The organism is Desulfurispirillum alkaliphilum (assembly GCF_055378285.1).
Genome location: NZ_AP042405.1, coordinates 137,001 through 149,979 on the forward strand (window position 1 = coordinate 137,001; position 12,979 = coordinate 149,979).

Annotated in this window: 12 protein-coding genes; 8 read left to right on the top strand and 4 right to left on the bottom strand. The window is 54.8% G+C overall.

Features of this window, described 5'->3' with window-relative positions; translation table 11 throughout:
- The first annotated feature begins 76 nt into the window (after window positions 1-76).
- The gene (locus ACZ46I_RS00650) at window positions 77-1,183 is read left to right on the top strand and encodes a hypothetical protein (RefSeq protein WP_464281112.1); all 1,107 of its coding nucleotides are present in this window, start codon (window positions 77-79) and stop codon (window positions 1,181-1,183) included.
- 331 nt (window positions 1,184-1,514) lie between these two features.
- On the opposite strand, the gene ACZ46I_RS00655 is transcribed toward ACZ46I_RS00650, so the two are convergent.
- The 4 genes from ACZ46I_RS00655 to ACZ46I_RS00670 form a co-directional block, all read right to left on the bottom strand.
- On the bottom strand, window positions 1,515-1,724 hold the full coding sequence (locus ACZ46I_RS00655) for a hypothetical protein (protein ID WP_464281113.1): 210 nt from the start codon (window positions 1,722-1,724) through the stop codon (window positions 1,515-1,517).
- Between the two features lie 300 nt (window positions 1,725-2,024).
- A complete protein-coding gene (locus tag ACZ46I_RS00660; protein WP_464281114.1) occupies window positions 2,025-3,254 on the bottom strand; it encodes a type II toxin-antitoxin system HipA family toxin in 1,230 nt (409 codons plus the stop codon).
- Window positions 3,251-3,514, bottom strand: a complete 264-nt coding sequence (locus tag ACZ46I_RS00665; protein ID WP_464281115.1) for a helix-turn-helix domain-containing protein — start codon at window positions 3,512-3,514, stop codon at window positions 3,251-3,253. The genes ACZ46I_RS00660 and ACZ46I_RS00665 overlap by 4 nt, the downstream gene beginning before the upstream one ends.
- A 203-nt stretch (window positions 3,515-3,717) precedes the next feature.
- On the bottom strand, window positions 3,718-4,074 hold the full coding sequence (locus tag ACZ46I_RS00670; protein ID WP_464281116.1) for a nucleotidyl transferase AbiEii/AbiGii toxin family protein: 357 nt from the start codon (window positions 4,072-4,074) through the stop codon (window positions 3,718-3,720).
- Window positions 4,075-5,062: 988 nt separating this feature from the next.
- Between ACZ46I_RS00670 and ACZ46I_RS00675 the strand changes: the two genes are divergently transcribed.
- The 7 genes from ACZ46I_RS00675 to ACZ46I_RS00705 all read left to right on the top strand — a co-directional run bounded on the left by ACZ46I_RS00675 (window position 5,063) and on the right by ACZ46I_RS00705 (window position 12,880).
- The gene (locus ACZ46I_RS00675) at window positions 5,063-5,239 is read left to right on the top strand and encodes a hypothetical protein (RefSeq protein ID WP_464281117.1); all 177 of its coding nucleotides are present in this window, start codon (window positions 5,063-5,065) and stop codon (window positions 5,237-5,239) included.
- Window positions 5,240-5,922: 683 nt separating this feature from the next.
- Window positions 5,923-6,435 (top strand): sigma-70 family RNA polymerase sigma factor, encoded by a 513-nt coding sequence (locus tag ACZ46I_RS00680; protein ID WP_464281118.1) that lies wholly within the window; start codon window positions 5,923-5,925, stop codon window positions 6,433-6,435.
- Window positions 6,425-7,417 (top strand): FecR domain-containing protein, encoded by a 993-nt coding sequence (locus ACZ46I_RS00685; protein ID WP_464281119.1) that lies wholly within the window; start codon window positions 6,425-6,427, stop codon window positions 7,415-7,417. Before ACZ46I_RS00680 ends, ACZ46I_RS00685 begins: the two co-directional genes overlap by 11 nt.
- 177 nt (window positions 7,418-7,594) lie before the next feature.
- On the top strand, window positions 7,595-9,151 hold the full coding sequence (locus ACZ46I_RS00690) for an alkaline phosphatase (protein ID WP_464281120.1): 1,557 nt from the start codon (window positions 7,595-7,597) through the stop codon (window positions 9,149-9,151).
- Between the two features lie 162 nt (window positions 9,152-9,313).
- Window positions 9,314-9,820 (top strand): flavodoxin, encoded by a 507-nt coding sequence (locus ACZ46I_RS00695; protein ID WP_464281121.1) that lies wholly within the window; start codon window positions 9,314-9,316, stop codon window positions 9,818-9,820.
- Between the two features lie 294 nt (window positions 9,821-10,114).
- Window positions 10,115-10,705, top strand: coding sequence for a hypothetical protein (locus ACZ46I_RS00700; RefSeq protein ID WP_464281122.1), 591 nt, complete (start codon window positions 10,115-10,117; stop codon window positions 10,703-10,705).
- A 72-nt stretch (window positions 10,706-10,777) separates the two neighbouring features.
- Complete coding sequence (locus ACZ46I_RS00705; RefSeq protein ID WP_464281123.1) at window positions 10,778-12,880, top strand: hypothetical protein; 2,103 nt, start codon at window positions 10,778-10,780, stop codon at window positions 12,878-12,880.
- Window positions 12,881-12,979 lie beyond the last annotated feature (99 nt).

Sequence of the window (12,979 nt, forward strand, 5' to 3'; positions counted from 1 at the left end):
TGGGCTGCCTGTTTTAGTTATTGGATGGCTGGTGGTGGCGAGGCAGAGGGCCGCATAAGGATGGCGAGGAGGGGTTATGAAAACTGGACTAAAGAAAGCTTTGTTTTTTGCGGCGGCTTGCCTGCTGGTGGCTGGAGCGTCACTTGCGGACGATGAATTACAGCGCTCCAGTGCGCCCACGCCTTTTGATATGGTTGCACTGCTTGCTGCTCAGGGAGATATGAATCCCATGGAGCTTGCCAATCAGATTTTTGACATGGGCATGCTGGTTAATATGCGTGTTCCAATGGAGCATTTGCGAGTGCGCTTTGTTGATACAGCCACAGGCAATGAGATTGGCCGGGATGAGCGGCGTCAGATTTTAGGGCAGTCTCGACAAGACTGGTCGCATGCACTGATTCATACCTTATTTGAAAACTTCCCCATGCCTTCTGGTACATCTGCTGCGACGATGATGGATATCTTTGATGCGGCGGCCTTCGCCTCTATGCGCATCCCGCCGGAGACACTGGCTATCGAGTTTTATGATGTTCGCACGGGGCCAACTGGGAAAACGGATGGCGGTGTCAGTGGGCGCGTTCCTGATTATGTTTATGTGCCTTCAACCAGTGAGCTTATTGAGGCGGACGCAAACGAAAATGAGGGCGCTGTGTCGCAACAGCCAGAAGTCGATGATCTGGCTGCCCGTGCGCGACAAATTGCGCTGGCCGATCAGCGTCGGCGTGAGGCCGAAGCCGAGGCACGCTTTACCTCGGATAGAGCGTACGCACTGCTTATCGAAAGAGCGGTCGATAATGGCGATGTGTTTATGCCTGAGAGTGATGCTGTCTTCTTGTCGCCCTTTTATGCGCATGCTGATTCTGAGGCAGAGTTCCTTGATCGGGTGAGGCAGGAAGCACGGCGGCTGGAGTCCCAGCGCCGAGGTTGGGCGCAAATGGGGCGAAAGCCGATTGATATCAATGATCCATTTGTTGCGGTTTATCCACTTAAGGTAGTGGACGGCATGGTTGTTTATGGCGGATTTATACCAATGCATCTAGTTGATCATCGCGGTAGAGAGCTTGCCGAAAATTTGAGTGATGATCAAGTTCGAGCGGTTCAGGTTGAGCGTGAGAAGTTCATCACTGTTTATGCCCCTGATATTCAGGAGCAACATCGAAGTGATTTAAACATAAACCCTTAGGCGCAGCGCCTATGATGCAAGAAGGCCAGCATGCAACACTCAAACACCATTATTGTTGCTATGGGAGATGCGAAACAAATCGATCATGCCAGAGTGGTAGGCAGAATGCTGGCCGGAATTCCAAATCGTAGATATACCAGCGACGCTACGTCCATTTTTGAGTTTTCATGGGACATGGCCGCCATCTACAACAGGTTCGCTCGCTTTCTCGCGAAGTACGGGAGCGGGTAATGACTATAAAAACTCCTCAAGGACACTTGCTATGCCTTTGACGCGCCAGCTTCCTGATGGCAGGGGCAATTTTTCCTCCCCTATTCGCGTTTATTCCCGTTCATTTACAGGCTGCTGGTGGATATTGCCCTTTTTGACCGCCCAAAAAGGGCACAAAAACGCGCCCCCCAAACGCCCGTTTATCCGGATCGTTGACTCGCCTGTTCTGGAGATCCGGCAGCAGGCTGCTGAAAAGCCTCACCTGCGGCGTTGCACGCCTTGCACCTGAGCATTTTTCAATTGCCTGTTTATTTTGAAGTATTTTCAGCAAGCTCTTAACTGCCTTTCTTTGCGTCTTCGCGACTTGAGTGAGCGCAGCGAACGGGCGTGAGATCCTGCCTTTCCATTCGCGGTAACTTCCGTGTCTTCCGTGATTTCCGTGGTTAAGCTCTTCCGGTTTTCCCTCCCCACAGTCTTTGCGTGAAATTTCCCCCATTCGCGCACATTCGTGTTCATTCGCGGTGGAAACTGCCTTTCCCTTATTGCCTTTCTTTGCGCCTTTGCGGGCTTTGTGTGAGAATCTCTTCATTAGTGACAAGTCGGGTTACGATGAACCGGTCATTTGTGATTCCTATAAATCGCATTGCCGCTGGATAGAGTCCTCAATCAAAGCTGCTGAGTGCTCACTCACACCAGCCAGTTCGGCAAATTCGCTAAAGCGCAGAACAGTTGAGCGCACCTGCTCAAGTATTGCTGCTGCCGATTTGATCCCATGGGCTTTGCCAAGCTCCAGCAGGTGCTTTCTGCCAGGATTGCGTCCTTCGCCCATCACTATGGTGCTGTGTTCGCCACCTGGCCCATAGGAGAAAGTCAGGTCGTATGCGGGGGCAAACTTCCACTGGCGGGCATCGTCAAGCAGGCAGGAGAAATTCTTGCTGTGATCATCCCGGTTGTGGCAGAGCACGTTGAAGCAGGCCAGGGTAAAGGCTTTTTGCGTCTCCTGAAAACTGCGGGTGACAAGTGTGGTGGCCTTGAGGACGTCATCATAGTCCAGGCAGGGAGTGCGGTGGTCGGCATGCAGCAATCCGGCAAAGCTGTGAACATGGATGCGCCTGCCACCAGCGCGGTCAAATCGCCTTATACCAAAGTACATGCCACGCTCCGTCCTGAAAAGCCTTGTGGCTGGGATCTCAATGCCCGCATCCTGGGCCATAAGGCTATAGGCATACTCTATTGGCCCAATATCAGCCGGGTCAGATGTGGATCGAAATTTCACTATCCAGCTCTCTGCATCTGCAGTACCTGAGCCTGCCCTTACGATATCTCCATCTATCAAGTCTACCATTACCTTTGGCCTGGCCCCTGCCGAGGAGCCGCTGAGTAAGAGCAGGTCTTCCAGACAAGTGCTGTCATTGCCTTGCAGGAGTTCCCAGGATTCACGGCAGAGCGTATCGAGTGAAATCTCCCCAGGTGCCGTACCGATCACAGGTTGCTGAGGCTCATAGCTCAGTGCACCCATGCCATTGACCCCCACAAGAGCCAAAAGATCCAGGGGCGTGAGGCCGCGAACGTCAATAGCATGCCTGCGCAGCTGACGATCGAGCAACAGTCGCCCCCACCCGTCAGGCAGGCTGTCATTAAAGAGCCCGAAAAGCCCGTCAAATACCTTGGGGTCGCCAAACGCGACCCCCGCTTGCAGTGGGAGTTTGAAAGGGGAGAGCTCAAGAGAGTGACCGATAAACTCAGGGTCGTACTCAAAGGCGATGCGGCGCTGGGACAAAGCCAGTCGCCCCATACGCACCGGCGGGCAAAAGCCGTGGTGAAAAAAGACGTTGAGCAGTAGAACAGGCAAGACCTTCATGTGCGTGAACCCCGCTTGGGTGTTTTGCTGACAGCCAGCAGTTCATCAAGGGATTGGGGTGAGCGATTTTGCGAATCGCAAACAGCAGAAAAATCGTCAAGACACCCAAGCACCAGGGCCAGTTTAAGGAGGGATTCCAGGGAAATCTGCCCCATGTGCTCAAAGCGCTTCAGGGAGCCAAGGCTCACCCCCGACCGCTGGGCAAGCCCCTCCTGGGTCAACTTCATCTGCAGGCGACGCTCCCGGAAGCGCTGCTGCAAGTCTCTTTGTATCTCCTGTGGAGTCGCTGAATTTACAGCCAATATAATAACCCCTGAGTGGCATTTTCGCTATTTATGTATAATATATTATCCACAAAAAGCAGTCAATACGATGCTATGCAACGATTTCCCTGAGGAAGTCAGGGGAGCGTTTCACCCGGATCATTCAAGTGCACCTGTACGCAGCAATTCTTTTCCGACAATTACCCGAACTCTATCCTGTCCACCAGGGAAAGAAAGAATTCCCGCGACCAGATTTCCAGTGATTCACGGTTACGAACGAAGGGTTCCACCTCTTCGCGGGCCTGCTGAATGTCAATGGCATGAACGGATTGTCGATAGAGCTCGCGCACGTCATCGGGTGTGACGGGGGCAGGCTGCTGCCAGTGGCCGGATTGGCGCATACGTTGCTCAAGGTGGGCCAGGTGCAGCTTGGGGTGGTGAGTGAGATACCATACGAAATCATACCACTCCCGCCCTTTTACGCGATTTTTCCAGCGCCTGAAGAGCAGGGCGTGCATCTTTCCGGCAAAGAGGTCCGGCCCGGAGCAGACCCTCACGCCAAATGCTACCGGATTCAGCAGGTAGCGGATATTCGATATTACCCTTTTTGACCGCGCACCAGATTACGCAGATTGACGAAGATTTGGAGAACCCAAAGGCATTCTGAACCACGAATGAACGCGAATATACACGAATGGCCCTGCCATCACGAAGCTGCCGCGTCAAAGGCGCTGTGGATGTCCTGAAGTGTTTATTCTCCTTCCAAAAACGAAGAGATTTTCACACAAAGCCCGCAAAGGCGCAAAGAAAGGCATGGGGAAAAGCAGCAACATGCGACAGCGAGCAACACCGCAGATGGGGGTTTTTCAGCAGCCTGACAGTCGGCACGTCCTGGCTGGGCCAACACACGGGGGAGAAACAGAAACAGGCCGTTCCCCCCTGAGCCCGTCCGGTGAGTGCGACGCCTGGCTGGCAAGACCCGAACGGGACACTCACAGGAAGTGAGTGGTCCGGCAGCACTGCAGGGATGCGGTGTCTGCCGGATCTCCAGAACAGGCGAGCCAACGATTCGGAAAAACGGGCGTTCGGGGGCGCGTTTTTGTGCCATTTTTGCGCGGTCAAAAAGGGTAATATCCACGCAGATGAGGGTTTTTCAGCAGCCTGTAAAGGCAGGTTTCTCGCCAAGGCGCAAAGTCGCCAGGGGGAAAAACAATGGATAAATTCCCCATTTACGAGCCATGCAATAAATTGTATTTGCGCGTAACGTTTACTGTGCTACTATGCAAGTTGAACTGGCAGCAGGCTTGAAGCTTGAGTGGTACGGTTTTGCAGGTTGCATATTTGACGGATAAACTTAGACAAATGCACGTCCATGCAAAAATTTGTCGCTTCTTCAAGGGTTGCAGCCCGAGCTTCAGGATGGGAGATTTTATGCATCACTTTGGACGGTTTTCAAAAAGTGCATAACGTCAGTTTTGACGCCTAAATGTAGTTGGGTGGACGCTGCGCGCGCAAAAATAGCAGCTAAGGCAAAAGGAGAGTAACATGAAATTAATTAAGGTAGAAATCAACTGTGTGGATATTACCCTTTTTGACCGCGCAAAAAGGTCGCAAAAACGCGCCCCCCGAACGCCCGTTTATCCGGATCGTTGGCTCGCCTGTTCTGGAGATCCGTCAGACACTGCATCCCTGCAGTGCTGCCGGACCACTCACTTCCTGTGAGTGTCCCGTTCGGGTCTTGCCAGCCAGGCGTCGCACTCACCGGACGGGCTCAGGGGGGAACAGGTTGCTTCTGTCTTTCCCCCCATTCGTGCATATTCGTGTTCATTCGTGGTGGAAACTGCCTTTCCCTTATTGCCTTTCTTTGCGCCTTTGTGGGCTTTGTGTGAAAATCTCTTCGTTTTTGAGCAGTCGCTCGTTGCTGCTTTTCCCTGGCGTCTTCGCGACTTGAGTTGAGCGCAGCGAACGGGCGTGAGATCCTGCCTTTCCATTCGTGTTTATTCGCGTTTATTCGCGGTAACTTCCGTGTCTTCCGTGATTTCCGTGGTTAAGCTCTTCCGGTTTCCCCTCCCCACAGTCTTTGCGTGAAATTTCCCCCATTCGTGCATATTCGTGTTCATTCGTGGTGGAAACTGCTTTTCCCCCTGCCTTTCTTTGCGCCTTTGTGGGCTTTGTGTGAGAATCTCTTCGTTTTTGAGCCGTCGCGTGTCATTGCAACGTACGGGGAGTACGCTTCACTCCACGCTCCACGAGCGCCTTGCAGCTGAGCATTTTTCAATTGCCTGCGTATTTTGAGGTATTTCAGCAAGCTGTTAAAGAGTTATTGACAATACCTTTAATGTTACGTATAGCTAAGTTTATTCATTGAAATTACCTCTAAACTCCCGCAAAGGAAAACGCTTCGGATGCGCGTAAACACCAGCAACCAGCAACATCTTGCCAACCTGTACACCAACCACCATGTGTGGCTGGTCAACTGGCTGCGCCGGAGATTACGCTGCGTGCAGGATGCCGATGATCTGGCGCATGATACCTTTGTGCGCGTCATGGGCCAGCCCGAAAAGCTGGAGGATGTCCGGGAACCCCGCGCCTGGCTCTCCACCATCGCCCGCCATGTGGTCGTAGACCATGTGCGGCGCAAGGAGCTTGAGCTGGCATATGCCCAGGAGCTGGCGCATTTACGCCCCAATCAGATCCCCTGCGAAGAAACCAGAGCCATCCTCCTGGAAACCCTGGCCCGCATCGATGCCATGCTGGAAGGGTTGAACCCGAAAATTCGCACCACATTTCTGCTCAGTCGCCTAGAAGGGTTTACCTATCTGCAGATTGCCTCAAAGCTTGGCATCAGCCTCAGCTCGGTGGAAAAATACATGGCCACGGCTCTGCGCCATTGCATGGAGTTACGCCATGAGCGCTGAGCTTCCCTCGCATATCCTTGATCAGGCGGTTCACTGGGCGGTGCGCCTGTACTCCGGCACTGCCAACGCCAGCGATCATACTGCCTGCCAGCAGTGGCGTGACGCCGATCCTCTCCATGAACAGGCCTGGCAACAGGTACAGGCCATTGAGCAGGACTTTCTCCATATTCCCCGCGACCGCGCGCCCCTCGCCAGCCGGACGCTGGCCTCTGCGGCATCCCGGCGCACCAGGGGCTACAGCCGCCGACAGACCCTTGCCATGCTTGGTGCCACAATCGCAATCCTGGGCGGTGGCTGGCTGGTTCATCGTGCTCCATGGCAGCAGATGAGCACCTACGCCACAGCGGTCGGTGATCGCGATCAGCTGTTCCTCCACGATGGCAGCCGCCTGCATCTCAATACCGACACCAGCCTGGAGGTGCGCTTTTCTCCACTGGGACGAACCATTATGCTACATCGCGGAGAAGTCTTCATTGAAACCGGCCACGACGGCAGCGCTCCCATGGGTAAACGGCGCTTCTGGGTTACCACACCCTACGCCAGGCTCGAAGCCCTGGGTACCCAGTTTGTGGTACGCAATCTTGCCGAGGCAACCCAGTTACATGTCAGGGAAGGGGCTGTCGCCATTCACCTGGAACATACCCGCATTGTGGCCCGCAGCGGGGATACCTACCTGATACGCAATTCCCGCCTGCACCCCATCACGCGGGTGTCACAGGCTCCCCTTGACCCTGAGGCATGGACCCGCAATGCCCTGATTGCCCGAGGGATGACGCTCACTGAGCTGATCATGGAACTCTCCCGCTATCATCACGCCCCCCTGAGCTGCGATCCTGAAGTGGCAGACATGCGCGTTTCCGGAGTGTTCCAGCTCGGCGAAACCGAGCCTGCCCTTCACGCCCTGCGGGCGCTCAGCAACACACTCCCCGTCAGCCTTACCCACAAGCCGGACGGGGGCATTCACCTGATGGCGCAGCCCTAGTCTTTCCCCTATGCCATGAACCCCTCACGCCATTATTCGCAGACAAACATTTGCAAATAGAAAATAAATTTTGTTTGTTCTGCCATCTGACCTCTCTCTGACATTTGCATGATGAAATAATTTCCTTCTCCCCGATACTCTGAAACTGCCTCAAGCGTATTTTCAAAGGAGAAGGAAATGACACTCGTGCGACAGCAATTCATGAAATGGCTCGTAAGCTTCCTCTTACTGGCCCTGCTGCTGACTGGATGCGGCAGCAGCAGTAGTAGCAGTAGCAGCAATGACAACCTGCCAGATGACGAAAATTCACCGAGTTCCGCAAAAAACGTTATTCTCATGATCACCGATGGCGCTTCGTTCGGAACCTGGGATGCCGCAGGGCTTTTCCAGTATGGATCAAGCACTGGGGCCGTCTACTTCGAACCTGAATTCAGGAAGTATCTGATGACAACCTACGCCCTGAATACCTCGGCAACCCCGACGGGGGGCAATGAGCAGGAGATCGGCTACGATCCTGACCAGGCATGGGGGCTGGAAAGCTACAATACGCTGGCGGGCTACATTCACCAGAACGCCACGGACTCTGCCGCTGCAGGAACAGCGATCAGCACTGGCGTAAGAACCTATAATAATGCCATGAACTGGAGCAATGACCCTGCGGGCACCGGCTCACCCCTGACTCCCACCATTGCAGAGCTTGCCAAACAACATGGAAAAGTGGTTGGAACCATATCTTCTGTTCAATGGTCACATGCCACTCCGGCAGCATTCAGCGATGCCCACAACATCAGTCGTAATGCGTATGCTGACATCGCCGGTGCCATGCTTAACGGCGATGTCATGGACCTCATCATGGGGGCCGGCCATCCCCAATGGAATGACAATGGAGTGCAAACGATCAGTGATCACCTCGCGGAAGCCCTGACTGACGGCGTGGCCCAGTATGTGGGGGGACGCGAGAGCTGGATTCACCTGAAAGAGGGAACACACCCCTCCGGCTGGACCCTCATTGAGAGCAAAGACGACTTTGAAGCCCTGTCCAGCGGTGATCTGTCTCGCTTGGAGAATAGTTCGCGCCTGGTGGGCACCGTCCAGGCAGGCAGCACTCTGCAGCAGCGACGCTCGGGCTACCTGGCAACAGATGCCCCAGAAGAAGACGCGTATCTCACCCATGTTCCCTCCCTGGCGACCATGAGCCTGGCAGCGCTGAATGCCTTGAGTGCTCTGGACAACGGCGAAGGGATCTTCCTGCAGATTGAAGGCGGCGCCGTCGACTGGGCGGCCCATGCCAGACAGACCTCTCGCATCACGGAAGAACAGATTGACTTTAATAACGCCGTCGATGTTGTGGTCACCTGGATAGGCGAAAATGGCGGCTGGGAAGAAAATCTGCTCATCATCACCACCGACCACGGCAACGCCATGCCCATGGGCCCTTCATCGGATACAGAACCCCACGCGCGCATAGCCCTGACCGATGTCCTGCACGGTCAGTATGTCGCCGGAACCAATGAGCAGGGCGTACGCTGGTGGAGCGGAAACCACACCAATGAGCTCGTACCCCTGTTTGTCAGAGGAAACGGAGCAGAATGGTTTGATGATCATATCGTCGGCGTGGATGAAAACTTCACCGTCTATTATGACGACTGGGGAACTGCCGGTTTCGATGGAACCTATGTCAGCAATATCCATATTTTCTCTGTCATGGAACAGGCCATCGTCCCATCAGAGTAAGACAATCCTTCACAGCGGAGTGCCACTGCGCACTCCGCTTTTTTGCGTCTGCAACCCTGGCAAAAAAACACACCACCCATATTAGCATTGACAAACATACTTTACGGTGACAAAATCCCGATGGTTCCCAAGCAGAACCCAACATACTCAGGAGCGTTTGCTATGGCGAAAATCGGAATTATCTACGGAAGCACCATGGGCAACACAGAAGAAGCGGCCCAGGAAATTTTCAACTCCTTTGGCGGCGATGCCGAAAGCCCAATCAGTATTGCCGATGTCACGGCTGAAGACCTGGCCGCCTACGATCACCTGATCCTGGGTACCTCCACCTGGGGCGACGGCGAACTTCAGGATGACTGGGATAACGGCCTGACCAAACTTGAGGGAGTCGATCTTTCCGGCAAGAAAGTCGCCCTGTTCGGCATGGGTGACCAGTCCGGCTACGCCTACACCTTTGTGGACGGCATCGGCATTCTGGCCACCAAAGTACGGAACCAGGGAGGCGAGATTGTCGGCAGCGTAGATCCCGACGGTTACGACTTCCAGGCATCCACCGCCATTGAAGACGGCGTCTTTGTCGGCCTGCCCCTCGACAACGACAATGAGAGCAGCCTCACCTCCAAGCGCATCAGCGCCTGGGTCGAATCACTGAAGATCGCCATGTCCTGAGCGACTTTTCTCCAAACGGGAAACCAAGCCCCCCGGATACTTTCCGGGGGGCTTTCCGTTTTCATACGACACAGCATCACTCCCGCCACTCCCTTCCGCCGGCATTGACATTTGTCAATGCCGGTTGCTTCCATCTACTTTCTTCTCTTTTTTGTACCACTCTTGACATATGTCATTTGCGATCTCCAGTTACTGCCGTATAAGTCTGTTAGCAATGACGAATTCGCGACTGCCCGGACACGTCGGCAATCGCTTCCCATGTTGAACATTCAACCTTTGCGAAGGAGAGTTTTTATGAAGAGCAGAAAATCTTCACTGGTTCTGTTGCTGGCAGCCCTGGGGCTGGCAGCAACCACGGCCATGGCGGGAACGCCGGGAATCACCGGCACCTACAGTGGGTACTATGATCTGACCGTGCGCCACGCCAGTGGCGCACCCGGTGGCACGGCCATGGGTATCGGCACCCAGTCAGAGATCTGGGAATTTGACTTTGATCAGAAGTGCGCCTGGTTCTCCGGTGGCACGGTGCAGGCCCAGCCACCCATGAGCGGCAACTATGACTACACTGTGGGGAACTTTGTGCGTGGCGCAGGGGAGACCTTCCCCATCGACGACCACGGCGATGGCACCTACACGGTGTACTACCGTTTCCAAGCCCTGAACCCCAACTTCAACTACCCCGTGGCCAATGTCTCCAGCACCCTTGAAATCACCCAGTCGGGAACCTCACTGGTCATCAGTACCATTGATATGGAAGTCGATAACAACTTCAATGGTGTCGTTGGCACGGTTATCCCCACGGGCTATGGTTTCCCCTTCACCGCTGAGCGCGACTGGAGCGGAGATGCGTGGCATGACACTGGCGTATCCCTGAACTGTCCGTAAACCCCGCCCTTCCTCACTGGCTGGTCCTGCCCCGGTGGCAGGCCAGCCATTCCATTTCACAGGAGTATTTCCATGGCTATCAGAAAATCCCTCGCCGTGATCGCCTCATGCCTCTTCTTCAGCACCCTGGCCCTGGCCGGCGGAACCCCCGGCATCACGGGCACCTATATCGGTCAGTATTTTTTTCAGGTCAACTCCCATACCAATAGTGACGCATGGGAGGCTGCCGACTTACCTCCGGGTACGCCCGGCACGCCGCCTACCTTCTATCTCATTGAGGGCGAAGATGGCACCTGGTACAACCGGGTCGCCTACAGTGTCCATCAGAGTTACTGGGAATGGGATTTCGACAACAAGGAAGTCCGTCTGTCGCCCACGCGGGCTTTCGCCATGGAAACCCAGTTTGTCCACCCGTTTCCGCGCTCGTTTGCATATCAGCGGGTGGACCGGCAGACGCGCCCACCCGCTCCGGATGAAACACCACTGCACGATCTGACCGCCACCCTTACCGATCATGGCGACGGCACCTACACCCTGCGGCACTCCATGCAGTTCTATTTCGAGGTGCCCAACTACCCGGTGGCGTACGTCAACAGCCTGTTCCGCATCACGCAGGATCCCGAGACCAGCCAACTTGAAATCGTTGCACTGCCAAGCCCCACGAATGAGGAAAACCCCGACTACATTCCCCTGAACGCAGGCATCCCCGGAACCCTTACCGGGCAGACGCTGCCCTTCCTGGTTGCCCTGCAGTTCTCCGCCCCGGTCATGTACCCCAACACTCCCCATGACTGCAACAACAACGGGCTCACCGACGCCGAATCGCGCCTGCTGGGCCTCAATCCCTGCGACGAAAACCTCACCGCGGCAGAAGTGGCTTCCCGAATCGGCCCCTATCCATTCTTCCCCAAAGACAGTAACCAGAACGGTATTTATGATATCTGGGAAGATCCCGACCGCGAGGGAACAGAGCGTATCCAGATTCACCCGCTGAACGGCAAGATGGAAAATCATATTGCTGTTGCCAGCAACCTGAAGATGCAGAACGGTGAATTTATCAGTCTGGTGGCACCAGACGGAGACTATTTCTTCGCAGGCCATGATGAAGGCCAGTTTATCAATAAAGATCCGGAAAAAGCGGACGGGCAGTCTGTTGGCGGTATTGCCAGCACGGTGATCCCCCCGGACTTTCTTGATATCCTCCCCAAGACAGAAGCTGAAGCAAGAGCGATGGAACAACACTTCACTTCCGCTGCAGGAACTGACAAACCGCTCGACTGGTCCATGGGACGCGTCTTTTTTCGCATGAGCCATGTCAATACGTCGCTCAGTCGCTATAAACAGTTCCGCGCTCCACGGGTGGCCATCTGGGACAACGAGCAAGCCATCAGTAACGCCGAAACACGGATCCCCAATTTGCAGGCCCAGATTGAGGCCCTTGATCCCGAAGATCCCCAGTACCACCTCAAAAAGGCGAATTTTGAAACGCAAATTGAAGCGCAAGAAGCAAACATACAGAAGGCAGAGTTCATCCTCCCCCTTGCCCAGGCTGATCGTCAGCCGTTTGAGGATAGCTACCGTGACGAAGGCATTGAAATTTTCGGCAGTGACGAGTTCCTGAGCTGGGAAAAGAACTTCCTGACGGCAATGCCTACCACCCGAATTCCCGTCGACCGACGGACCATCACCTCAGAGGACCCTTTCTGGAACGGAGAGCCAGTCCTCAACATGCTCAGCATCATGCGCATTGAATTTCCCATGGGGGTACCCGAAGGGCTGGTCATCCGCAAGGTAGAACTCGGTGTGCTGGACATGGATCCCCCTGTCGAGGTCGCTAACTACCCGAAACTCCCCTCTGCGGACGTGGTGCTTTACCGTGTCGTGGATGAGCATACGGTCGAAGTGCGCCTGCGAGGGATGGGTGCAACCGAAAAAGACTATACGCAGATTTACCAAAGTCGCTACGTTGGTGACCCCGAGATCAACGCGGGCGTCTATTACATTCTGGCCATTGGCCATACAGAAGAGGACCGCTTTGTGGACTACAGCCACATCGGCGCTCCCGATCCTGTGGATCCAGACCCTGAAGAGCCGTCAAAGAAAAGCTCCAGTGGCGGTACCTTCGGCTGGATTCCTCTGCTGGGGCTGGCAGCGCTGGCCCTGCGTCGTCGCTGAAACAGAATTTCCCGGCCTATCACAGCCACCGGCAGCGCCTCTGCTGCCGGTGGCTTTCGTGCCCTTGCGGGCAGCGGACTCTGTTCACCCCACAACCCA

What these genes read in the sequence shown, in the direction of transcription:
- ACZ46I_RS00660 (WP_464281114.1), bottom strand. Translation starts at nt 3,254, where the DNA reads ATGAAGGTCTTGCCTGTTCTACTGCTCAACGTCTTTTTTCACCACGGC.
- ACZ46I_RS00685 (WP_464281119.1), top strand. Translation starts at nt 6,425, where the DNA reads ATGAGCGCTGAGCTTCCCTCGCATATCCTTGATCAGGCGGTTCACTGG.
- ACZ46I_RS00705 (WP_464281123.1), top strand. Translation starts at nt 10,778, where the DNA reads ATGGCTATCAGAAAATCCCTCGCCGTGATCGCCTCATGCCTCTTCTTC.
- ACZ46I_RS00695 (WP_464281121.1), top strand. Translation starts at nt 9,314, where the DNA reads ATGGCGAAAATCGGAATTATCTACGGAAGCACCATGGGCAACACAGAA.
- ACZ46I_RS00675 (WP_464281117.1), top strand. Translation starts at nt 5,063, where the DNA reads ATGAAATTAATTAAGGTAGAAATCAACTGTGTGGATATTACCCTTTTT.
- ACZ46I_RS00650 (WP_464281112.1), top strand. Translation starts at nt 77, where the DNA reads ATGAAAACTGGACTAAAGAAAGCTTTGTTTTTTGCGGCGGCTTGCCTG.
- ACZ46I_RS00680 (WP_464281118.1), top strand. Translation starts at nt 5,923, where the DNA reads ATGCGCGTAAACACCAGCAACCAGCAACATCTTGCCAACCTGTACACC.
- ACZ46I_RS00690 (WP_464281120.1), top strand. Translation starts at nt 7,595, where the DNA reads ATGACACTCGTGCGACAGCAATTCATGAAATGGCTCGTAAGCTTCCTC.
- ACZ46I_RS00700 (WP_464281122.1), top strand. Translation starts at nt 10,115, where the DNA reads ATGAAGAGCAGAAAATCTTCACTGGTTCTGTTGCTGGCAGCCCTGGGG.